General features: G+C 54.5%; 18 protein-coding genes and 1 pseudogene. 3 read left to right on the top strand and 16 right to left on the bottom strand.

What is annotated here, in order from left to right:
• Positions 1-114: 114 nt before the first annotated feature.
• Positions 115-4002 (bottom strand): phosphoribosylformylglycinamidine synthase, encoded by a 3888-nt coding sequence (gene purL, locus KXR87_RS08710; protein ID WP_437431868.1) that lies wholly within the window; start codon positions 4000-4002, stop codon positions 115-117.
• Positions 4003-4258: 256 nt separating this feature from the next.
• On the opposite strand from purL, the gene mltF reads away from it, so the two are divergent.
• Positions 4259-5824 (top strand): membrane-bound lytic murein transglycosylase MltF, encoded by a 1566-nt coding sequence (gene mltF / locus KXR87_RS08705; RefSeq protein WP_437431867.1) that lies wholly within the window; start codon positions 4259-4261, stop codon positions 5822-5824.
• Here the strand turns inward: mltF and tadA are convergent.
• The 4 genes and pseudogenes from tadA to murQ all read right to left on the bottom strand — a co-directional run bounded on the left by tadA (position 5817) and on the right by murQ (position 9291).
• A pseudogene (tadA, locus tag KXR87_RS08700) lies at positions 5817-6387 on the bottom strand (tRNA adenosine(34) deaminase TadA). The gene mltF and the pseudogene tadA sit on opposite strands and share 8 nt — an antisense overlap.
• Positions 6384-7019: a phosphatidylglycerophosphatase C gene (gene yfhb, locus KXR87_RS08695; RefSeq protein WP_437431866.1), complete on the bottom strand. Its 636-nt coding sequence runs from the start codon at positions 7017-7019 to the stop codon at positions 6384-6386. Before yfhb ends, tadA begins: the two are co-directional and overlap by 4 nt.
• A 3-nt stretch (positions 7020-7022) precedes the next feature.
• Entirely contained in the window at positions 7023-8387 is a 1365-nt protein-coding gene (locus KXR87_RS08690) for a PTS transporter subunit EIIC (protein WP_437431865.1), read from the bottom strand.
• A gap of 10 nt (positions 8388-8397) precedes the next feature.
• Positions 8398-9291, bottom strand: a complete 894-nt coding sequence (gene murQ / locus KXR87_RS08685; RefSeq protein WP_437431864.1) for an N-acetylmuramic acid 6-phosphate etherase — start codon at positions 9289-9291, stop codon at positions 8398-8400.
• A 119-nt stretch (positions 9292-9410) separates the two neighbouring features.
• On the opposite strand from murQ, the gene KXR87_RS08680 reads away from it, so the two are divergent.
• Both KXR87_RS08680 and KXR87_RS08675 read left to right on the top strand, forming a co-directional pair.
• Positions 9411-10259, top strand: coding sequence for a MurR/RpiR family transcriptional regulator (locus KXR87_RS08680; RefSeq protein ID WP_437431863.1), 849 nt, complete (start codon positions 9411-9413; stop codon positions 10257-10259).
• Positions 10260-10317: 58 nt separating this feature from the next.
• Positions 10318-10578, top strand: a complete 261-nt coding sequence (locus KXR87_RS08675) for a YfhL family 4Fe-4S dicluster ferredoxin (RefSeq protein ID WP_437431862.1) — start codon at positions 10318-10320, stop codon at positions 10576-10578.
• Here the strand turns inward: KXR87_RS08675 and acpS are convergent.
• The 11 genes from acpS to KXR87_RS08620 form a co-directional block, all read right to left on the bottom strand.
• Entirely contained in the window at positions 10575-10955 is a 381-nt protein-coding gene (acpS, locus tag KXR87_RS08670; protein WP_437431861.1) for a holo-ACP synthase, read from the bottom strand. The two genes, KXR87_RS08675 and acpS, sit on opposite strands and share 4 nt — an antisense overlap.
• Positions 10955-11686 (bottom strand): pyridoxine 5'-phosphate synthase, encoded by a 732-nt coding sequence (gene pdxJ / locus KXR87_RS08665; protein ID WP_437431860.1) that lies wholly within the window; start codon positions 11684-11686, stop codon positions 10955-10957. Before pdxJ ends, acpS begins: the two co-directional genes overlap by 1 nt.
• Before the next feature lie 8 nt (positions 11687-11694).
• Positions 11695-12426, bottom strand: coding sequence for a DNA repair protein RecO (gene recO / locus KXR87_RS08660; RefSeq protein ID WP_437431859.1), 732 nt, complete (start codon positions 12424-12426; stop codon positions 11695-11697).
• Positions 12427-12558: 132 nt separating this feature from the next.
• Complete coding sequence (gene era, locus KXR87_RS08655; RefSeq protein WP_437431858.1) at positions 12559-13467, bottom strand: GTPase Era; 909 nt, start codon at positions 13465-13467, stop codon at positions 12559-12561.
• On the bottom strand, positions 13464-14144 hold the full coding sequence (rnc, locus tag KXR87_RS08650) for a ribonuclease III (protein WP_437431857.1): 681 nt from the start codon (positions 14142-14144) through the stop codon (positions 13464-13466). The genes era and rnc overlap by 4 nt, the downstream gene beginning before the upstream one ends.
• Before the next feature lie 209 nt (positions 14145-14353).
• Positions 14354-15328, bottom strand: coding sequence for a signal peptidase I (gene lepB, locus KXR87_RS08645; RefSeq protein WP_437431856.1), 975 nt, complete (start codon positions 15326-15328; stop codon positions 14354-14356).
• Positions 15329-15344: 16 nt separating this feature from the next.
• A complete protein-coding gene (lepA, locus tag KXR87_RS08640) occupies positions 15345-17144 on the bottom strand; it encodes a translation elongation factor 4 (RefSeq protein ID WP_437431855.1) in 1800 nt (599 codons plus the stop codon).
• A 154-nt stretch (positions 17145-17298) separates the two neighbouring features.
• Positions 17299-17622: a hypothetical protein gene (locus KXR87_RS08635; RefSeq protein ID WP_437431854.1), complete on the bottom strand. Its 324-nt coding sequence runs from the start codon at positions 17620-17622 to the stop codon at positions 17299-17301.
• 1 nt (position 17623) lies between these two features.
• Entirely contained in the window at positions 17624-17866 is a 243-nt protein-coding gene (locus KXR87_RS08630) for a DNA polymerase V (protein ID WP_437431853.1), read from the bottom strand.
• Between the two features lie 545 nt (positions 17867-18411).
• Positions 18412-19347, bottom strand: coding sequence for a tetratricopeptide repeat protein (locus tag KXR87_RS08625; protein WP_437431852.1), 936 nt, complete (start codon positions 19345-19347; stop codon positions 18412-18414).
• A 490-nt stretch (positions 19348-19837) separates the two neighbouring features.
• Complete coding sequence (locus KXR87_RS08620) at positions 19838-22327, bottom strand: pyocin knob domain-containing S74 family peptidase (RefSeq protein ID WP_437431851.1); 2490 nt, start codon at positions 22325-22327, stop codon at positions 19838-19840.
• Between the last annotated feature and the right edge of the window lie 52 nt (positions 22328-22379).

The raw sequence follows: 22379 nt of genomic DNA, 5'->3' as shown, positions 1-22379 counted from the left end.
TTCCCTGTTAGCACCGGAAACGATTGTACTCAATATCGCCAGCGCTGTCCTACAGATAAACACCTGGAAAGCGCGGGTACGCCCGACCACACGGGCCGGGCGTCACAGACCGGGTTAACCCAGCTGCTTACGGGCGTTACGGAAAATGCGCATCCACGGGCTATCTTCGCCCCAGTTTTCCGGGTGCCAGGAGTTGCTTACGGTGCGGAACACACGTTCCGGATGTGGCATCATCAGGGTTACACGACCACTTTCGTTGGTCACCGCCGTGATCCCGTTTGGTGAACCGTTCGGGTTTGCCGGATAGGTTTGGGTCACTTTGCCGAAGTTATCAACGAAGCGCAGCGCCACCAGCCCTTTGCTTTCAAGCTGGGCCAGGTGCGCGTCATCACGCACTTCCACACGCCCTTCGCCGTGGGAAACGGCGATCGGCATTTGCGAACCTACCATGCCCTGCAGCAGCAGCGACGGGCTTTGCGTGACTTCAACCAGGCTGAAACGCGCCTCGAAGCGGTCAGAATGGTTGCGTACAAAGCGTGGCCACAGTTCACTGCCCGGCACCAGCTCACGCAGGTTAGACATCATCTGGCAGCCGTTACAGACGCCCAGGGCCAGGGTCTGTGGACGGTGGAAGAAGGTTTCGAACGCATCACGCACGCGGTTGTTGAACAGAATCGATTTCGCCCAACCCTCGCCCGCCCCCAGCACGTCACCGTAAGAGAACCCGCCGCAGGCCACCAGCGCCTGGAAATCGTCCAGACCGGTACGCCCAGCCAGCAGATCGCTCATGTGTACATCAATGGCATCAAAGCCCGCACGGTAGAAGGCGGCCGCCATCTCCACATGGGAGTTCACACCCTGCTCACGCAGTACGGCCACTTTCGGGCGTGCGCCGGTCGCAATATACGGTGCCGCAATGTCTTCGTTGATATCGAAGGAGAGCTTCACGTTCAGGCCCGGATCGGCATCATTCGCTTTCGCTTCGTGTTCCTGGTCTGCACATTCCGGGTTATCACGCAGGCGTTGCATCTGCCAGGTCGTTTCCGCCCACCACATACGCAGGGTGGTGCGGCTTTCGCTGAACACCGCCTGACCAGCGGCTTCAATCACAAAGCGATCGCTCGCGGTGGCCTGACCAAGGTAGTGAACACAATCCGCCAGACCGTTTGCCGCCAGCAGCGCCTCAACCGCTTCGCGATCCGCGGCGCGCACCTGAATCACCCCACCCAGCTCTTCATTGAACAGAGCGGCCAGGTGATCGTTACCCAGGGCAGCGATATCAACATTCACGCCGCAGTGACCGGCAAAGGCCATCTCGGCAAGCGTGACCAGCAGGCCACCGTCAGAACGGTCATGCCAGGCCAGCAGCTTCTCTTCTGCCACCAGCGTCTGCATCGCATTCCAGAAGCCTTTCAGTTGCTCGACGTCACGCACATCGGCGGTTTTATCACCCAACTGGCGATAAACCTGCGCCAGCGCAGTCGCCCCCAGCGCGTTATGCCCTTTACCCAGATCAATCAGCAACAGGGCATTGTCTTCGCTGGAGAGCTGTGGCGTTACGGTGCGGCGCACATCCTCTACGCGGGCAAAGGCGGTGATCACCAGCGACAGCGGCGAAGTCATCTCACGTTGTTCATTACCGTCCTGCCAGCGGGTTTTCATCGACATCGAGTCTTTACCCACCGGAATGGTCAGACCCAGCGCCGGGCAAAGCTCTTCGCCGACGGCTTTCACCGCGTCGTAAAGGCCCGCATCTTCACCGGGGTGCCCGGCGGCAGACATCCAGTTTGCAGAAAGTTTAATGCGGTTAAGGGCGCCAATTTGTGTCGCCGCCATGTTGGTCAGCGACTCTCCCACTGCCAGACGGGCGGAGGCCGCGAAATCCAGCAGCGCCACCGGGGCGCGTTCGCCGATAGACATGGCTTCACCGTAATAGCTGTCGAGACTGGCGGTAGTGACCGCACAGTTCGCTACCGGAACCTGCCACGGGCCAACCATCTGGTCGCGTGACACCATCCCGGTGACGGTACGGTCGCCAATGGTCACCAGGAAGGTTTTCTCAGCAACAGCAGGCAGATGCAGTACGCGATTGACCGCGTCAGCAATGGAGATCTCCCGTGAATCAATGGCTTCGCCAGCTGCCTGGCGGGTCTGCACATCGCGGGTCATTTTCGGGGTTTTGCCCAACAGCACATCCAGCGGCAGGTCGATTGGCTGGTTGTCGAAGTGACTGTCGTTCATCGTCAGATGCTGCTCTTCCACCGCCTCACCAATCACGGCATAGGGCGCGCGCTCGCGGCGGCATAGCTCGTCAAACAACGGAAGCTGGTCGGCCGCCACGGAGAGCACATAACGCTCCTGAGATTCGTTACACCAGATCTCAAGCGGGCTCATGCCCGGTTCATCGCTCAGGATGTCACGCAGCTGGAATTTGCCGCCGCGCCCGCCGTCGCTCACCAGCTCCGGCATGGCGTTCGACAGGCCACCTGCGCCTACATCGTGAATAAACTGAATCGGGTTGGCATCGCCCAGCTGCCAGCAGCGGTCAATCACCTCCTGACAGCGACGTTCCATTTCCGGGTTGTCGCGCTGAACGGAGGCAAAATCCAGGTCCGCATCGGACTGACCGGAAGCCATAGACGAGGCAGCACCACCGCCCAGACCGATGTTCATCGCCGGGCCGCCCAGCACAATCAGTTTCGCACCGACAGTGATTTCACCTTTCTGCACATGGTCAGCACGGATATTGCCGATGCCGCCTGCCAGCATGATGGGTTTGTGGTAACCGCGCAGCTCTTCACCGTTGTGGCTGTTCACTTTTTCTTCATAAGTACGGAAGTAACCGGTGAGCGCGGGGCGACCAAATTCGTTGTTAAAGGCTGCACCGCCCAGCGGGCCATCGGTCATAATATCCAGCGCAGTAACGATACGCTCAGGCTTACCGAAGTCCTCTTCCCACGGCTGTTCAAAGCCCGGAATACGCAGGTTCGAGACAGAGAAGCCCACCAGACCCGCTTTGGGTTTGGCGCCACGACCGGTTGCACCTTCGTCACGAATCTCACCACCGGACCCCGTTGCCGCACCCGGCCACGGCGAGATTGCCGTCGGGTGGTTGTGGGTTTCGACTTTCATCAGAATATGTGCGGCTTCCTGGTGGAAGTCATAACGCCCGCTCTCATGGTCAGCAAAGAAACGCCCGACCTCTGACCCTTCCATGACCGCCGCGTTGTCTTTATAGGCAGACAGCACATAGTCAGGGGTCTTTTCGAAGGTGTTTTTGATCATTTTGAACAGCGACTTCGGCTGCTGTTCACCGTCAATGACCCAGTCGGCGTTAAAAATTTTGTGGCGGCAGTGTTCGGAGTTAGCCTGCGCGAACATGTACAGCTCAATATCGTTAGGGTTCCGGCCAAGACGGCTGAACGCCTCCTGGAGATAATCTATTTCGTCTTCCGCCAGCGCCAGGCCCAGACGCACGTTTGCATCAATCAGCGCCTGACGTCCCTCACCAAGCAGATCTACGCTCTGCACCGGTGCTGGCTGATGGTGTTCAAACAGCGTTGCCGCCTCCGCTTCTGCGGTAAAGACGGTCTCCATCATGCGGTCATGCAGCGCTGCGGCAACACTCCCCCACTGCGCCTCGGTCAGCGTGGAGGCCTCAACGTAGTACGCCACTCCGCGCTCCAGACGATTGATTTTGGCCAGGTCGCAGTTATGAGCGATATCCGTTGCTTTAGAAGACCAGGGAGAGATAGTGCCAGGGCGAGGCGTCACGAGGAGCAATTTGCCGGACGGGGTATGGCTGCTTAAGCTTGGGCCGTACTTCAGAAGGCGCTGCAGTCGGGTCAGTTCTTCCTCGTTCAACCGGTCATTCACGTCGGCAAAATGGACATACTCAGCGTAAATGTTGCTCACCGGGAGCTGGGCTGCCTGAAAACGCGCCAGCAGTTTGTTGATACGAAATGCGGACAGTGCAGGCGAACCACGCAGAATTTCCATCATAAGTCTCTCGTCGTCGAAGCTTTAAGTGTGCATCAGGGGGAAAACGGGCGTCATTATAGTGAATCCTGAGCAGCGACGAAACCGTTTGCGTCGAAATAAAATTGCCTGCGCCAGTTGGCTATGCCGATGCGCCCCTTCGCTAATTAGTTGCCAACTGGCGTATTGTTGCGCAAAATGCCGCTCAATTACGAATAAACCCCCTGGTATTGATAGCGGCTTTTCACTTGGGCGACGCACGGCGCAGAGAATTAACTAATTGAAAAAATTTAAGATTAATTATCTGCTCATAGGCATCGTTACCCTTCTGCTGGCAGCCGCGCTATGGCCTTCTGTCCCCTGGTTCGGCAAAGCTGAGAATCGCATTGCTGCCATTAAGGCGCGCGGTGAGCTTCGTATCAGCACCATTGTCACTCCGATGACCTATACAAACGTAGACGAAAAGCCCTACGGCCTCGACTATGAACTGGCGCAGCAGTTTGCCAGGTACCTGGGGGTAAAACTGCACGTCACCGTCAGGCAAAATATCAGTCAGCTGTTTGATGACCTGGACGAGGGCCGGGCCGACATGCTTGCCGCCGGCCTGGTCTACAACAGCGATCGCATTCAGCACTACCAGCCAGGTCCGGTTTACTACTGGGTCTCCCAACAGCTGGTCTACCGTGTCGGCAGCTATCGCCCCCGAACGCTGGCAACCGTAAACGACAGCCAGTTAACCATCGCGCCCGGCCACGTCGCCATCAACGATCTACGTGAACTAAAAGAGAAGAAATTTCCCGAACTGAGCTGGAAAGTGGATGAGAAGGCAGGCACCACCGAGCTGCTGGAGCAGGTGGTGAACGGTAAGCTCAGTTATACGGTTGCCGACTCTGTTGCCATCAGTTTGTTTCAGCGCGTCCATCCCGAACTCGCGGTGGCTCTCGACATCAGTGATGAACAACCGGTGACCTGGTTTACCCGCCGTGATAATGACAATACGCTCTCCGCCGCGATGCTCGACTTCTACAACAACATCAACGAAGACGGGACGCTGGCACGCCTGGAGGAGAAATATCTGGGTCACGGGGAGGATTTCGATTACGTGGATACGCGTAGTTTCCTGCGGGCAGTGGATAGCGTCCTGCCTGAACTCCAGCCACTGTTTACGAAATACGCGCAGGAAATTGACTGGCGTCTGCTGGCTGCCATCTCTTATCAGGAGTCGCACTGGGACACCCAGGCTACCTCGCCAACCGGGGTGCGCGGCCTGATGATGCTCACTAAAAATACGGCCCAGAGCCTGGGCCTGAGCGATCGTACAGACGCGGAACAGAGCATCAGCGGCGGCGCGCGTTACCTGCAGGATATGATGGCGAAAGTGCCGGAAACCGTCCCCGCTGAGGAGCGCATCTGGTTTGCCCTCGCGGCGTACAATATGGGGTATGCCCATATGCTGGATGCCAGAGCGCTGACCGTTAAAACGAAGGGTAATCCCGACAGCTGGTCGGATGTAAAGCAACGGCTTCCTATGCTGAGTCAGAAGCCCTGGTACAGTAAACTGACCTATGGTTACGCGCGCGGGCATGAAGCCTATGCCTACGTGGAAAATATTCGTAAGTATGAAATCAGTCTGGTGGGTTATTTGCAGGAAAAAGAGAAGCAGGCCGCGAAGACGTTGAAAATGGCGCAGAGTTACCCGGTGGTGGGGGCAGATGAGTTTAATAAAACGCCCTACGGTGTGATGCCCTTTAGTGCGTTTAATCCCAATCCCAGTGACGCCTTCCCACGCAATCCGCTTCTGGTGCCAGACAGGCTGACGGTACCGGTGCCAGCAAAGGTCAAATAAGCGCGTCAGGCCCTTTTCGGAGGGCTTTTTTTTCGAGACGGCGCTGACGGAAGAAGTCGCTCAGTATAACTGCACACTCGTCCCGCAATACCCCTTCGATAACCTCAGGACGATGGTTCATTCCCGGATGCTGCAGTACGTCCAGCAGTGAACCCGCAGCGCCGGTTTTGGCATCGCGCGCCCCGAAAACCACCTGCCCGATGCGACCATGCACCATTGCGCCTGCGCACATCACGCAGGGCTCCAGCGTCACATATAACGTGGTGTCGATAAGCCGGTAGTTTTGCAGCACCATCCCCCCCTGACGTAGCGCCATGATCTCGGCGTGCGCGGTAGGATCGTGGCGACCTATCGGGCGATTCCAGCCTTCACCAATCACCTGGTTGTTGTGCACCAGCACGGCGCCAACGGGCACTTCGCCTTCATCCCATGCACGTTTTGCCAGGGTTAAGGCGTGGCGCATCCAGTATTCATGATTCAGTTCAGGGTTGGACAAGGGGGAGGACTCCAGTTAACAAGCGGGGCGCATTATACACACCCGCTATGTATTGCACATCACTCATTCCAGCTGCTGGAGCTTACCCTGAGGAGTCACCCGCCAGCGGTGCTGGCAGAAATAAAGCAGTGGGTTATCCTGTTTGCTGTCGCTGTAGCCGCTGTAAAGCCGCAGTGGCGTACCGATTTGCCGCTCAAGCTGCGCCACTTTTTCATGACCGAGACAGCGCATCGTCAGTACCCAGCCACCATAACGACGCCCAATCTGGCTGGCGATGATGTTCACACGCGGCAGCCAGGGGGTATCAAAATAGACCTGCTCCACCAGCGGCTGCGGTGAGCCGGTAATCAGCCAGATATCAGCATCGGAAGCCAGCAGATACTGCGTGAGACGCTCCTGGACCACCGGGAATGCTGTCACCTGCCCCCGAAACCAGGTGGCAAATTTCTGCTCCAGTTTCTTCATATGCGCTTCGCTATAGCCAAAGGTACAGGCCCACAGCAGCAGGCTCATAGGCCAGCGCGCCGCCCGGCCTTTGACAAGAAGTGCAATGCCGATAACCGGCAGTACAGGCAATACCAGCAGAACATTCAGCGGGTGATGACGCAGAACATAGCGCAGAAAAGTGCCGAACATGTCCTGCTGGTGCAACGTGCCATCAAGATCAAAAAAAACAACGCGACGCTCACTGGTAGTCAAATGTTACTCCTCAGGATCGTTGAAACCTAAAAGCCAGGTGAACAGGAAGCCGGCAAAAACCGCTACCAGATAGCCTAACAGATAGAGCATCACTTTTCCGGTAACGATAGTTAATGCGAGCGGCAATCCAGAAATACCAAACGTAATCACCGTTGCCACTTTCGTATAGCCGATTACTGCTCCACCTACAGCGCCCCCCAGACAGGCCCCCAGAAAAGGTTTACCCAAAGGCAGGGTGACACCAAAGATGAGAGGTTCTCCCACCCCTAATAACCCAACCGGCAACGCGCCTTTAATGACTTTTTTGAGCCGGATGTTACGGGTTTTCATCAGCACGGCGATAGCGGCCCCTACCTGCCCTACTCCCGCCATGGCCAGAATCGGCAACAGCGCATTGTAACCATGCGCCTGGACCAGTTCGACGTGAATAGGCACCAGTCCCTGGTGCAGCCCCGTCAGCACCAGCGGCAGGAAAGTGCCTGCAAGTACTGCCCCCACGAGCAGGCCGCCACGCTCGATGGCCCAGGTGGCCCCGTGGGCGATGGCTTCAGAAATAATGCCGCCCAACGGCTGCAGGGCCACGATTGCGACCGTCCCTGCAATCAGGGTCGTTAACAGCGGGTTGAGGATCAACTCGACCGAACCGGGTAAAATGCGCCGAAGACGTTTTTCAATCCAACACATCAATCCCACTACCAGCAGAACGGCGATCACCCCGCCGCGCCCCGGTTGTAAGCTTTCACCAAAAAGCGTGATTTGAGCGAGCTGTGGGCTGGAAAGGATACCGGCCATCACGCCACCGAGCGCCTGAGAGCCGCCAAACACTTTCGCCGTGTTTACCCCCACCAGAATGCTCATAATGGCAAAGACCGCGCTGCCAAAAATGCCCAGCAGTCCAAGCATGTTGGGGTATTGCGTGGCAAAGTCACCGACGATATCAGGGCGTTTTAAGATGTTGATAATGCCGGTAATGAGTCCAGATGCGATAAAAGCCGGAATGAGCGGAATAAAAACGTTAGCCAGCTGACGCAAAGCATCACTCATCGGGGCTTTGTATCTGGCTTTTGCCTGCGCTTTGGTGCGATCTATGTCGTCAAAACCTGGCGTGACTGCCTCCTCCGCCATGCGTGCATGCATTGCCTCTACCACCTGAGCGGCTTTTCCGGGCCCAACGATAAACTGATGCTGCTGGCCCTGTTTTACGTAGCCGCTGATACCGGTTAGCTTTTTTATGCCTGTAAGATTTAACCTGTCGTCGTCATGCAACTCAATACGCACGCGTGTCATACAGTTTTCGAGCCGCAGAATATTACCTTTCCCACCGACACCCGTAAGGATGCCGCTGGCGAGCGCCGCTGTCTTCTCCATCACTGCCTCTTTAGTTTTCTAATGCTGCCCGTAAAAAACCCTGGTGATGTTCAAGTCGGGTTCTGGCTGCTGTCGCATCAAGACCGCTCAACACCATTAAAATGGCGGGCTTAACCTCATATTCCGTTTGCTTAAGCACAGTTTCCGCCTCCTTACGGGTTACTCCCGTCGCTTCCATTAACATCCGACAGGCTCTGTCTATCAGCTTCACGTTAGTCGCTTTCATATCCACCATCAGGTTCTGGTAAACCTTGCCAAATTTCACCATCGCCCCGGTAGAGATCATGTTCAGTACCAGTTTTTGCGCAGTACCGGATTTCAACCGCGTGGAGCCGGTAAGCGCTTCCGGGCCCACCACTGGTGAGATGGCGATATCGGCTTCATGCGCAATGGGAGAGTCCGGATTACAGGAGATGGCGACCGTGGTGCAGCCCGAACGGCGGGCAAACTGTAGTCCACCAATGACATAAGGTGTGCGCCCGGACGCGGCCAGTCCGACCACCAGATCCTGCGGCTTAAGCGTGAGGGCCACCAGGTCGTCCTCACCCAGTTGGGCATTATCTTCCGCCCCTTCAACCGCTTTAAGCAGCGCCCCCGGCCCTCCGGCAATCAGCCCCACGACCAGCCCGTGTTCGACACCAAAGGTCGGCGGACATTCAGAGGCATCCAGCACACCCAGTCGCCCGCTGGTCCCCGCCCCCATATAAATAATGCGCCCCCCTGCTTTAAGGGAGGCCGCCGCCGCCTCTACCGCGCGGGCGACGTCGGGTAAGGTTGTTTTAACGGCGTCGGCAACCAGCGCATCCTGCTGGTTAAAACGGGTAACAAGCTCAAGGGTTGATAAGGCGTCTAAATCCATCGTCTGTGGATTACGCGTTTCTGATACCAGTGCGCCCAGATTCATTTTTTGCTCCTAAGGAATTTTTAATTCATAATAACCGTAATAATCTGGAATATAAAATTCATCTGCCTGCGTAACATGGCTGTTTGTAATTGTCGTCACATTTTTGCACCGGAGTGGTTATGAATTGTTTGATGCACATTCGCCAGCGTTATGCCGGGTTTGCCCAGAGCGACAGGAAACTTGCTGATTTCCTGCTGACTCATCCTGAACTGGCGCGCCATTTAAGCTCACAGCAGCTGGCGGCCGATGCCGGCGTGAGTCAGTCAAGCGTGGTGAAATTTGCGCAGAAGCTTGGGTATAAAGGTTTTCCGGCTCTGAAGCTGGCGCTCAGCGAAGCGCTGGTCAGTGCGCCTGAGCCCTGGTCAGTAACCGTGCATAACCACATTCGCGGCGACGATCCGCTGCGCGTGGTGGGTGAAAAGCTCATCAATGAAAACCTGAGTGCGATGCGCGCTACGCTTGACGTAAACAGTGAAGAGAAGCTTCGCGAAAGCGTCGAGATGCTGCGTAATGCCAGGCGGATTGTAATTACCGGTATTGGTGCGTCGGGTCTGGTGGCACGAAACTTTGGCTGGAAACTGATGAAGATTGGCCTCAACGCGGTTGCAGAGCAGGACATGCATGCTCTGCTGGCTATCGTGCAGGCGATGTCGCCTCAGGATCTCCTGCTACCGGTTTCGTATTCCGGCGAACGCCGCGAGATCAATATGGCTGCGGATGAAACCTTGCGTGTCGGTGGAAAAATTCTGGCTATCACCGGTTTTACGCCTAATGCGCTTCAGCAGCGCGCCACCCGCTGTTTATATACGATTGCTGAAGAGCAGGCCACGCGCAGTGCGGCCATCTCATCGTCCAGCGCGCAGATGATGCTGGTGGATGTGCTCTTTATGGCGCTGATCCAGCAGGATCTCGACCATGCGCCGGATCGTATCCGTCAGAGTGAAGAGTTGGTGAAAAAACTGGTCTGAGCAGGGAATGCGCGTATAATTCCCGCCCTGTTTGTGTGAGGTTTCTGAGATTTTCCTGATGGCGCTGTTAATCACTAAAAAATGCATCAATTGCGATATGTGCGAACCGGAATGTCCTAATGAGGCCATTACGATGGGCGACAGCATCTATGAGATTAACAGCGATCGCTGTACCGAATGCGTCGGTCATTATGAGACGCCAACCTGCCAGAAAGTGTGCCCGATCCCCAATACCATTCTGAAAGATCCGGCACATCCTGAGAGCGAAGAGCAGCTGTGGGATAAGTTCGTGCTACTGCATCACGCTGATAAACTCTAACTTTCGAGGATAACCGTCGCGCAGGCATAGCGGCGTTCATCTGCCAGTGTGACGTGCATATGTGTCACCCCAAGCTTTTCTGCCAGCAGTAACGCTTCGCCCCATAAGCGCAGACAGGGCTTACCGAGCGCATCGTTATAAACTTCAAACTGGTCAAAGGCGAGCCCGTTACGAATGCCGGTGCCAAAGGCCTTGGCGGCAGCTTCCTTCACCGCAAAACGTTTAGCAAGAAAGCGCACCGGTTGCTGGTGCGTTTCCCAGATTGTCCACTCGTAGTCACTGAGTACACGTTTTGCCAGCCGATCGCCACTGCGGGCGATCACCGCTTCAATACGGGCGATTTCAACAATGTCCGTCCCCAGCCCCAGAATCGCCATTACTTACGCGCTTCCACCATCAGACGCTTCATTTCTGCAACGGCTTCTTTAAGGCCGCTCATGACCGCCCGGCCAATAATCGCGTGACCAATGTTGAGTTCATGCATTTCCGGCAGACGCGCGATTGCCTGAACGTTATGGTATGTGAGACCGTGCCCGGCGTTCACTTTCAGACCGAGGCTTGCCGCGTAGGTTGCGGCTTTGGCAATACGCTCAAGCTCATGCGCCTGCGCGGTTTCGTTTTTCGCTTCGGCGTAACAGCCAGTGTGAATTTCGATATAGGGGGCACCGACATCGGCTGCGGCTTTGATTTGCTCAACGTCAGCATCGATAAACAGCGAAACCAGGATGCCCGCATCCGCCAGACGTTTGCAGGCGTCGCGCATTTTGTCGCGCTGGCCTGCCACATCAAGGCCGCCTTCGGTGGTCACCTCCTGGCGCTTTTCCGGTACCAGACAGCAAAAATGCGGCTGTGTCTCGACGGCAATCGCCAGCATCTCTTCGGTTACCGCCATTTCGAGGTTCATGCGCGTATCCAGCGTCTGACGCAGCACGCGCACATCGCGGTCAGTGATGTGGCGACGGTCCTCACGCAAATGCACCGTAATGCCATCTGCCCCTGCCTGTTCGGCAATAAACGCCGCCTGCACCGGATCCGGGTAGGCGGTACCGCGCGCATTGCGCAGGGTGGCGATATGGTCGATGTTGACGCCCAACAGTAATTCAGACATGACAATCCTCATTCTTCATTATTCGTTTTGGTTGCTCGCTTCGGCATGAACTGCCGGAACAATTCCCGACTCTTCAGCGGTTTACCTCCAAGATACGGCTTTAGCGCTATGCGGGTAAAGCGTTTAGCCGCCCTGAGGGTGTCCATATCAGGAAATTCACGTTCAGCCAGCGCGCGCAGTTGGCGGCCGGTAAAGGTGGTGTTATCTATCACCACGCTGGCGATAAACCCTTTTTCTTCACGGTAGCGGTAGGTCATGGTGTCTTCCACAGCCTCGCCGCTACCTGCACAATGCAGGAAATCCACGCCATAGCCCAGGTGCCCGAGCAGGGCCAGTTCAAAGCGCCTCAGGGCGGGTTCTGGGGATCCTGCCGCCCCCGCCAGTGCCTGAATGCAGTGCAGATAATCAAAGAAGAGTTCAGAAAAGCGGGTTTCCTGTTCAAGGACGCGTGCAATGAGTTCGTTAACGTACAAGCCGCTGTAAAGGGAGATACCGCTGAGCGGGAGCGCCAGCGAAACGGCTTCCGCGCTGCGTAGCGTTTTGACATCGCCGCGGCCACCAAAGCGCACCAGCAGAGGGGTAAAGGGCTGTAATGCGCCTTTGAGGTTAGAACGTTTGGAACGTGCACCTTTGGCAACAAGGCGCACGCGACCCGACTCTTCCGTGAAGACGTCCAGCATCAGGCTGGTTTCGCTCCAGGGACGACTATGCAGAACGAAGGCGCGCTGCCAGCCTTCCATTAATGCTTATACTCTATGGCGTTCAGGTTGCAGGAAGGCGGCAAGCTTGCCAGCCCCCTGGCGCATAGATAGCTATGTGACGGGAACGAACAAGCGTAGCCAACGTCTATGCAGCCTGAAAGATGACGAGGATCAGAGATCGTCGACGTAACCGAGACTACGAAGTGCGCGTTCATCGTCGGCCCAACCGGATTTCACCTTCACCCAAAGCTCCAGGTGTACCGGGGCTTCGAACATCTCCTGCATATCTTTACGAGCTTCAATACCGATGGTTTTGATTTTGGCACCCTTGTTGCCAATCACCATTTTCTTCTGCCCATCACGTTCCACCAGGATGAGACCGTTGATGTCATAGCCGCCGCGCTCATTGGCAACGAAACGCTCAATTTCAACGGTGACCGAGTATGGCAGTTCCGCCCCCAGGAAACGCATCAGCTTTTCACGAATGATCTCAGAGGCCATGAAGCGCTGAGAACGATCGGTGATGTAATCTTCCGGGAAATGGTGAATCGCTTCCGGCAGATGCTTGCGCACGATGCCTGCAACTGTATCGACGTTAAAACCGGTCTCAGCAGAGATCGGCACGATATCAAGGAAGTTCATCTGGCTGCCGAGGAACTGCAGATGTGGCAACAGGTCCGCTTTTTCCTGCACGTTATCAACTTTGTTGATTGCCAGGATAACCGGTGCCTTACCGTCACGCAGTTTATTCAGCACCATTTCGTCGTCCGGCGTCCAGCGGGTGCCCTCAACCACAAAGATCACCAGTTCAACATCACCAATGGAACTGCTCGCCGCCTTGTTCATCAGGCGGTTAATGGCGCGTTTTTCTTCCATGTGCAGACCGGGGGTATCCACATAGATAGCCTGATAAGCCCCTTCCGTGTGAATGCCCACGATACGGTGCCGCGTCGTCTGCGCTTTTCGCGACGTGATCGACACTTTCTGCCCCAGCAGATTGTTCAGTAAGGTCGATTTACCAACGTTAGGACGACCAACGATGGCGATAAAGCCACAATAACTTTTTTCTTCAGTGCTCATTCCAGCTCCAGATTTTTCAGTGCCTGTTCGGCGGCAGCCTGCTCAGCCTTACGGCGGCTTGACCCTGTGCCAACCACCGGCTCTTTCAGGCCACTGACCTGGCAGTGGATAGTAAATTCCTGATCGTGCGCTTCGCCCCGCACCTGCACCACCAGATAGGAGGGCAGCGGTAAGTGGCGACCTTGCAAAAACTCCTGCAAACGCGTTTTCGGATCTTTTTGTTTATCGCCCGGACTGATTTCATCCAGACGCGTCTGATACCAGCTCAGGATCAAACGCTCGACGGTCTGGATGTCGCTGTCCAGAAAAACACCACCGATTAAGGCTTCAACCGTATCAGCTAAAATAGATTCACGACGAAAACCGCCGCTTTTCAACTCGCCCGGCCCTAAACGCAAACATTCGCCCAGCTCGAACTCACGAGCAATTTCTGCGAGCGTGTTACCACGAACCAGCGTTGCCCGCATACGGCTCATATCACCTTCATCCACACGGGGGAAACGGTGATAAAGCGCATTGGCAATCACAAAGCTCAAAATGGAGTCACCCAGGAATTCGAGGCGCTCGTTGTGCTTGCTGCTGGCACTGCGGTGGGTTAATGCCTGCTGCAACAACTCCTGATGTAGAAAAGTGTAGCCCAGCTTCCGCTGAAGCCGATTTATTACGATGGGGTTCATGCGATACCAATAGAATGAATGCGTCAACAATGCAGCACACGAAACCGACCTGTAACAACCAACGCGGTTTCGTGTGCTGTGGCACCCGTAGGGCCAGCCTTAAACTTCGGGGGAATATTCTATACGTAACGACAAGGTATGTCGTTAGTCTGAAGGATTTATAACTGAAATAATTTGGGGTGCAGAATTTGTTCTGCACCCCAGGTAAATTAATGAATCCCACCGATGCGATTTAAACGCACGCCGGTCGGCCATTCACCTTCCTGTTTCTCGAAACTCATCCAGATAGCCGTTGCCCGACCTACCAGATTCGCTTCCGGTACAAAGCCCCAATAACGGCTGTCAGCGCTGTTATCGCGGTTGTCGCCCATCATAAAATAGTGTCCGGGCGGCACAATCCAGGTCGCCAGCTGTTGGCCCTGCTGTTTGTAATAGATCCCAAGCTGATCCTGGGCAATCGGCACGGTCAGAATGCGGTGGGTCACGTCGCCCAGCGTCTCCTGACGTTCAGTCAGACGTACGCCATCGTCGCGGGTTTCGCTTTTGGGCATCTGGAAGAAGCCACTATTTGCTTCACCGCCTTCACGACGACCAAAGGTCTGTACGAAATCGCTCGGCTCAACGTTGCTGTAGGTTATCGGTAAGGCATTCGCACAGGCCTGGCCAGAACTGCAATTTGGCTGAACCGTTACCTGCTTGGTCACCGGATCGTAGCTCACTTTATCGCCAGGAACACCAACCACACGCTTGATATAGTCCAGACGAGGATCGTCGGGGTATTTGAACACCGCAATCTCGCCGCGTTTCGGGTGCCCGGTTTCGATCAATGTCTTCTGGTAAATCGGATCCTTGATGCCATAGGCAAATTTTTCTACCAGAATGAAGTCACCAATAAGCAGGGTGGGCATCATCGAACCTGACGGGATCTGGAAAGGTTCGTAAATAAACGAGCGCACGACCAGTACAATCGCCAGCACCGGAAAGACCGACGCGCCGGTTTCCAGCCAGCCCGGTTTCGGCCCCACTTTCTTCAGCGTCTTTTTATCGAGCGCATCCTGCGTTGCGAGCTGAGCCGCAGCCTGTTGCTCACGACGCTTTGGTGCAAAAACAAACTTATCCAGGCACCAGAGCAACCCTGTAACCAGGGTCGCAATCACCAGGATCAGGGCAAACGTATTCGCCATGCCAACTCCTTAAAGGTTATTTGCCGTCTTTCCCAACGTGCAGAATGGCGAGGAACGCTTCCTGGGGCAGCTCGACGTTACCGACCTGCTTCATTCGCTTCTTACCGTCTTTCTGTTTCTGCAGCAGCTTTTTCTTACGGCTGACGTCACCGCCATAGCATTTCGCCAGAACGTTTTTACGCAGCTGTTTTACGGTGGAACGCGCGATAATGTGGTTGCCGATGGCCGCCTGAATAGCGATGTCGAACTGCTGGCGCGGAATCAACTCTTTCATCTTTTCTACCAGCTCGCGACCACGGTACGGCGCGTTGTCATTGTGGGTGATCAGCGCCAGCGCATCCACGCGCTCGCTGTTGATCAGTACGTCAACACGCACCATGTTGGAAGCCTGGAAGCGCTTGAAGTTGTAATCCAGCGACGCATAGCCGCGGGAAGTGGACTTCAGGCGGTCAAAGAAGTCGAGAACCACTTCCGCCATCGGGATTTCATAGGTCAGTGCCACCTGCTTACCGTGGTAAACCATGTTGGTCTGTACGCCACGCTTTTCGATACACAGTGTGATGACGTTACCCAAATATTCCTGAGGCAGCAGCATATGGCACTCAGCGATGGGTTCACGCAGCTCATGAATGTTATTCAGCGGCGGCAGCTTGGATGGGCTGTCGACGTAGATAACCTCTTTCGACGTGGTTTCCACTTCGTACACAACGGTAGGCGCGGTAGTAATCAGATCCAGATCGTATTCACGCTCCAGACGCTCCTGGATTATCTCCATATGCAGCAAACCGAGGAAGCCGCAGCGGAAACCAAAGCCCAGCGCTGTGGAGCTTTCCGGTTCATAGAATAATGACGCGTCGTTAAGACTCAGCTTGCCAAGCGCATCGCGGAAGTTCTCATAATCGTCAGAACTTACCGGGAACAGGCCCGCATAAACCTGCGGCTTAACCTTTTTAAAACCAGGTAGCGCTTTGTCGGCGGCGTTACGAGACAGCGTCAGGGTATCGCCAACCGGTGCACCAAGGATGTCTTTGATAGCACAGACTAACCAGCCAACTTCGCCGCAATTCAGTTCGGTGCGATCGACCTGCTTCGGCGTGAAGATACCTAAACGGTCGGCATTATAAACCTGACCGGTGCTCATCACTTTAACTTTATCGCCTTTGCGTAAGGTTCCGTTTTTCACCCGGATGAGAGACACAACGCCCAGGTAGTTATCAAACCAGGAGTCGATGATCAATGCCTGCAACGGTGCATCCGGGTCGCCTTCAGGGGCCGGGATTTCACGTACCAGACGTTCGAGAACGTCAACCACGCCCACGCCGGTTTTCGCTGAACAGCGAACGGCATCGGTTGCATCAATGCCCACGATGTCTTCAATTTCTTCAGCAACGCGCTCCGGATCGGCAGCTGGCAGGTCAATTTTGTTCAGGACCGGCACAACCTCAAGGTCCATTTCCATCGCCGTGTAGCAGTTTGCCAGCGTCTGCGCTTCTACGCCTTGTCCTGCGTCCACCACCAGCAATGCGCCTTCACAGGCTGCCAGTGAGCGGGAAACTTCATAAGAGAAGTCAACGTGACCGGGCGTATCGATAAAGTTCAGTTGATAGGTTTCACCATCGGAGGCTTTGAAATCCAGCGTAACGCTTTGCGCTTTGATGGTAATACCGCGTTCACGCTCCAGATCCATTGAATCCAGCACCTGGGCTTCCATTTCGCGATCGGACAACCCGCCACAAATTTGAATAATGCGGTCAGACAGCGTCGACTTACCGTGGTCGATGTGAGCAATAATGGAGAAATTTCTTATGTTCTTCATAAATATGAATTTATTAACTCGCTATGCGGATTGATTCTTCTTGATGGACACAGCGGTGGACATTCCACGATAACTACCCCATCAACGACTGGCGAGCATATTACACTGTACCGTTGAAATCGTCAGCAAACGATCTGTTAGTTAACATATGATGTTACATCACCGGGCAGCCGTCCTCATCCGCCCTGTTTACAAAAAAAGTGACCAGACCGATCACCTGAATCCCCTCCATACCCTCACCCTCGTAAACGTCACCATCAGGCGTGACGAATGCCTGTCCATGCAGCCGTACAAATTGAAATCCAACGCTCCCTCCAATAAGCAAAGTATCCCCCTGCTCGATTCTGACCGGTTGTGTTTCAATAATCGCGTATCCGGTGGCAGTATCAATAACGCCTGCTGTTGGCGTTAGTCCGCAGACCGTGTTCAGGTTTATTCGCTGCTCTACGTAGTCGTGCGCTGGCGACGGGAATCCCATATCAAAGCCCCCCGTTCGGGTTGTAAAGCATGAAAGTGCGGTTATCGCCCTCCTGGGTGGAGATGTCTTTAAAGGTGCTGACGTAATTCTCAATCCACTGATTCGCCTCTTTTAATGTCCAGTTCCAGTTATGTTTAGCCAGCTCTCTTACAAAGCCTTGAGTAGTGACCGTTCTCTGCCCATTTTTCGGCCCAAAGACGATTGCCTGCCGAAACGAATGCTCAATATCACTGCGACGCGCCATAAATCCCCCTATCCAAAATACTGTATATACAAACAGTAGTTTTATTTGACGGGCAAATCAATACTGGTTTCAGCTATTAATCTTTACGGCAGAGGAAGTTGTTGGTTAAGGCTGTTGGCTGTCAGAGCAGTCATTTTCAGATGACGAACAAAATTCATGGATGCTTTGTGGAGTTGGCCAAATGTACCTGTCTCAAGAGAAGCCTGATAAGGCTAGTTTGTGCCAGAAGTGGACGCTCGTAAAAACATTAACGTCAGTAAGAAAAGGTTTGTCTCACTACATTCAGGTTAGAAAACCGATCTCATCTTCTAATTATTTTTCGCTGTGCGATTGTCACGATATCTTCAACGAAGCCGTGGAGGGGTCACTCCACGACTGGGATTGCTTCTCACCGGGACAGGGAAGACGAAAAACGTAGCGCAGTTTACGCTCAGTAAGTTTTTAATTATCGTCTTAGATCAACAAACTTTACTTCGAATTTTGCCAGACTGCAATTCACTGCCCAAATCAGAAGAAAATAAAAGTGGATTTATGAGGCTGAAGACTTAGCTTCTGAAGAAATAAGCTGTTTTCTTGCCGAACAGTTTACCAAATACGATTCCCAGAACCCATATAAACATGAAAATAACGGATGTTTCAACAAATGAATAACCCTGAGTTATAGCATATCCCACGAAAGCAACAGCGAGACCTAAACCTATCCATTCATATAGTCTTATAGGTTCGTACCTAATCCGAGCTGTGCAGCCCCGGCAATATTTTTTTCCCCAAACGCTTTCCGTTTCGCAGTAAGGACAGGTGACTTTTTTGATACTGTCTTCGGTTCTCTTTTTTTCTTGATCCGCTTCAATTTTCTTTAGCGTTTCAAGAGCACTTTGGTTGCCATTCTCACCTGCCATACGAAGATAGTCTTTGCCTTTTTCATAGTCATTACGGGCAATGTACATTCTCCCCAATTGCGCTTGGCTATCGCTATCCCCTTGTTGCGCTGCCAATGAATAGTATTCGAGTGCCTTATTTTCATCTTTTGGCACCCCTAATCCTCCCCTGTAAAAGTTTCCGAGATTATATTGACTAGTGCTATTACCCTTTTCCGCCGCAAGTGCGTAATATTCCGCAGCTTTTGAGTAATCTTGAGGAACCCCAAATCCCTTTTCGTGTAGCCACCCCACGTAAACCTGAGTATCCGAGTCGCCCTGATCTAACGGAAATTTGAACCACTCAAGGGCTTTTGAATAGCTTAGAGGGACTCCATTTCCCGAAGCATATATGTCGCCCAAAAAGTAATGGGCATTTAGACTACCTTGCTCAGCGGCCTTAGTTAACCACTCGACGGCCTTCTTGCCGTCTTTTTCAACTCCGTCGCCGTCACGGTACATTTTTCCGAGTTTAATTTGGGCCTCGACATCTCCCGAAGAGGCAGATGCATAGACGGGATTATAATCGCGACCTGAAACTGAATTTGATTTAAGTTCTTCCATTTCTGTAACAACCCTCTGAGAAGTGCCGTAAGTTATTTATCGTCTTGTAAAGCTAGCGCGGACCACTATCTGGGAACCTTTCAATTGAGGTTAATTCATGTACGTCCGGCGATATGATTATCGAAAACACCTTACTAAAATATCATGAATCAGTTTCGTCATTAAAGTACCAGGTATCGAACCATTTATTTTAAGCCATGCTAATCAAAAATTAATTACTAACTCACTTCGTACGCAAGTTGACACCCACCCCTAATATTTAGTATGAGCAAAAATATTAGCACTCGACAGGGATTGTACGAACTAAAGCCAGCGTAGTTAAGAATGTCAAATCACCTCGTAAAAGGCATAGTGATTGACCAGCTCTAAGATATGACGCTGATTAAGGCAAACTCAAGGTCCACTCCTCGCTCTCAACAGACACTGATTACGCATAATCTGCCCGGGAGCATATTGGCGGGCAGGTCGATACCTGTTCAATCATCATTTTTCACGGCTGAATATCTGGCTGTTTTTCTTCGCTCGCAGATGTATCAGATGGTGAGTTACCTTCTTCAGAATTACCTGGCTCTTCTGCAGTCGGTGTTTCCGTGGGAGCCGCCACCTGCTCACGCTGCAAATCTTCCAGCGACACCGTTAACGCCTGCGCCTCAGCCTCAATATCTGCAATCTGCTGACGCGCTGCATCCGGGTCATCCAGCGCCAGCTTAACCAGCCCGAACAGGGCCTTTATCGCCTCGTTATGGTAGGCCGCTGAGACCCCCGACACGTCCAGGGATTTATGTTCAGGCAGGGCGGTCCCGTCATCAAAATACGTAACCTCATCGTGAATCGTGACGGCTTCCGGGTGGAATCTTTCCACCTGCTGCGCAATCAGACCGATGCCCGGCACCGGTGCGGTGGTCACCCCTTTTCGTGGTTTATATTTCCACTGCGCTCCGACCAGAGAAAGCACCGCCGGCAGGGCCGCTGTCACCGGTTCCACATCATATTTAACGTGAATATCTGAGCCTGTCTGCCACCCTCCCGAGGCATAACCGATCCCCGTGTTTGCCAGGGTGAACCGGGACATTTCCTGGCTGTTTGCCTGGTTTACGGTGCGCATTACCCAGCCACCGGCTGTGCCCGCGCCGATATTGCAGGTTAAAACCCCTGACCCGGATGAGCCCAGATTCCAGCCCAGATACGCGCCCTGGTTCGACGGTGAATACGTGTCGTTTGCACAAATAAACGGCAGCGTGATACCGCCATTGATATTCCCGCCCCCCATGCCATTTACGGAACTGAATCGCGGGTCGTTACCCGCGGCTACTGTCCCGGCTGCTGAACCCACATTCAGCACTGCGGCTCCACCCAGGCCAAGGCGTGAGCGTGTGTCCGCCGCGTCCACGCCCGCCGCCACCTCCAGAATGGAATAAACGCGGTTGCCGTTTGTGCCGCGAAACACGCCGTTGAACAAACGCCGGGATGTCCCCCCTGTTGAATACACGGCCACCTGAAACAGGCACCAGGCAATCGAGGTGGTGCTCGACGGGTCCCCCGACATGCCGAGGATGTTTACCCCTAACGACGCGGAGGTAAATGCATTGAGGGGCGCAGGCGCGTTTGCCTGACTGGCACCGGATATCTGATAGGCAGCGCCGTTTACGAAACTGAACGTCTGCCAATCCACGCCGGACTGAGACGAATTGGATGCCCCGATCCCGTAGATAATCCCGATGCTGCTGTCGTCCAGTACCTCACGCCACGGCGTCCAGGGGTTGGTGCTGTATTTTGAACGGGTGAATTTACGCCCGTTATACTGAGCCCCCGAACCGTACAAATACCAGTCCTGTGTCACGCACAGGTTAGCGCGCAGGGTGCGCACCTCAAGGCGGCAGTTATTCACGCCCGACGATAATCCGGCAACGGCAGGTAATCCCGTCGTGGTTGCCAGTGTCGGATAGCTGCCGTCGTCAAAAAGCGTATCCGCGTTTCCCGTAAAATAAGCGGGGCAGGCCTGAATCGACGCGTTGACCCACGCTGACCAGGCGGTGGGGGTATTCAGGTAACGCAGGTAGACGTTGCCGTAAACAGATACGGCGGTCTGTTGTGCGCCGCTGCCGTAGCCCTGCTCGACAGTCAGCGTCCCGGAAAACCCCTCATAGGGCCAGCCGTTGGCTACCGTGCCGTTTGCAGCCGCCACACGATACGAGCCGAACGCGTTAACGTTATTCAGGGTGCTGATATCCACGTTACCCAGCAGGGTGGACCGCAGGGAGCTTGTCGCGACGTTACTCCAGCCTGACCAGGGTCCGTCGGTTCCGTTCCAGGCGGCGGTTAATGACCGTACCCAGATATACGCGGGGCCGTCGTAGCCGCTGTTGGTATAAATCTGCGTCCCGCCGAATCGACCGCCAGCGACAACTTTCAGCACCCCGGGTAATGCGCCAGCGGGAAAGCCGTTCGCCTCATTCAGTCCGGTGCTGCTGCCTTTGCCCCACTCACCCTCTGTGGTGGCCGGCGCCATCGTATTCAGATTAGCGTCAGGCGGTAACGGTCCCCTGTCCTGCCACGACGATCCGGCGTCAGCCTTCAGCTTTGCCCAGGACGGGCCGGAAACCTGTTTACCTGTCGGGGTGCCGTCGGGAAGCGTTACAGTGATATCCCCGCTGCCGGAGTAAAACGCCTGCCAGTTGGCATTCTCCTGGAGAATACGCCTCACGGCCTCTGCGGTCTGCGTGGCCAGCGCGGCAGTGATGCGGTTGAGCGCCAGCTGCGGTACCGCGACGTATGAGACCCCGGTGGTCGTCGGCCCGGTAAACGGGTCAGTAATAGTGACAGCGGTGTTACTGGTTACGGTATCCACAAACAGGGTGTAAAACACCCCACCGACGGTCGCCGTAATCACGTCGCCCGATTTCAGGTCTGAGGTGAATGTGGTGCCGGTACCGACAACCGCTGTCGAATTGTTCGTGAGTCTGATTGTTCCTGCGGACATATTTTCTCCGGGCATAAAAAAACCCGGCCGGAGCCGGGTCTGCTTGTTGTGA

Source organism: Yokenella regensburgei (genome assembly GCF_051486985.1).
GTDB lineage: Bacteria > Pseudomonadota > Gammaproteobacteria > Enterobacterales > Enterobacteriaceae > CBFFRJ01.
The sequence above is the reverse complement of the archived record's forward strand: the minus strand, read 5'-3'. Positions and strand labels throughout refer to the sequence as shown.

Coding starts and splice junctions, on each gene's coding strand:
- purL (WP_437431868.1), bottom strand. CDS start 4,002: ATGATGGAAATTCTGCGTGGTTCGCCTGCACTGTCCGCATTTCGTATC.
- KXR87_RS08690 (WP_437431865.1), bottom strand. CDS start 8,387: ATGGAGAAGACAGCGGCGCTCGCCAGCGGCATCCTTACGGGTGTCGGT.
- murQ (WP_437431864.1), bottom strand. CDS start 9,291: ATGAATCTGGGCGCACTGGTATCAGAAACGCGTAATCCACAGACGATG.
- KXR87_RS08680 (WP_437431863.1), top strand. CDS start 9,411: ATGAATTGTTTGATGCACATTCGCCAGCGTTATGCCGGGTTTGCCCAG.
- KXR87_RS08675 (WP_437431862.1), top strand. CDS start 10,318: ATGGCGCTGTTAATCACTAAAAAATGCATCAATTGCGATATGTGCGAA.
- acpS (WP_437431861.1), bottom strand. CDS start 10,955: ATGGCGATTCTGGGGCTGGGGACGGACATTGTTGAAATCGCCCGTATT.
- pdxJ (WP_437431860.1), bottom strand. CDS start 11,686: ATGTCTGAATTACTGTTGGGCGTCAACATCGACCATATCGCCACCCTG.
- recO (WP_437431859.1), bottom strand. CDS start 12,426: ATGGAAGGCTGGCAGCGCGCCTTCGTTCTGCATAGTCGTCCCTGGAGC.
- era (WP_437431858.1), bottom strand. CDS start 13,467: ATGAGCACTGAAGAAAAAAGTTATTGTGGCTTTATCGCCATCGTTGGT.
- rnc (WP_437431857.1), bottom strand. CDS start 14,144: ATGAACCCCATCGTAATAAATCGGCTTCAGCGGAAGCTGGGCTACACT.
- lepB (WP_437431856.1), bottom strand. CDS start 15,328: ATGGCGAATACGTTTGCCCTGATCCTGGTGATTGCGACCCTGGTTACA.
- lepA (WP_437431855.1), bottom strand. CDS start 17,144: ATGAAGAACATAAGAAATTTCTCCATTATTGCTCACATCGACCACGGT.
- KXR87_RS08635 (WP_437431854.1), bottom strand. CDS start 17,622: ATGGGATTCCCGTCGCCAGCGCACGACTACGTAGAGCAGCGAATAAAC.
- KXR87_RS08630 (WP_437431853.1), bottom strand. CDS start 17,866: ATGGCGCGTCGCAGTGATATTGAGCATTCGTTTCGGCAGGCAATCGTC.
- KXR87_RS08625 (WP_437431852.1), bottom strand. CDS start 19,347: ATGGAAGAACTTAAATCAAATTCAGTTTCAGGTCGCGATTATAATCCC.
- KXR87_RS08620 (WP_437431851.1), bottom strand. CDS start 22,327: ATGTCCGCAGGAACAATCAGACTCACGAACAATTCGACAGCGGTTGTC.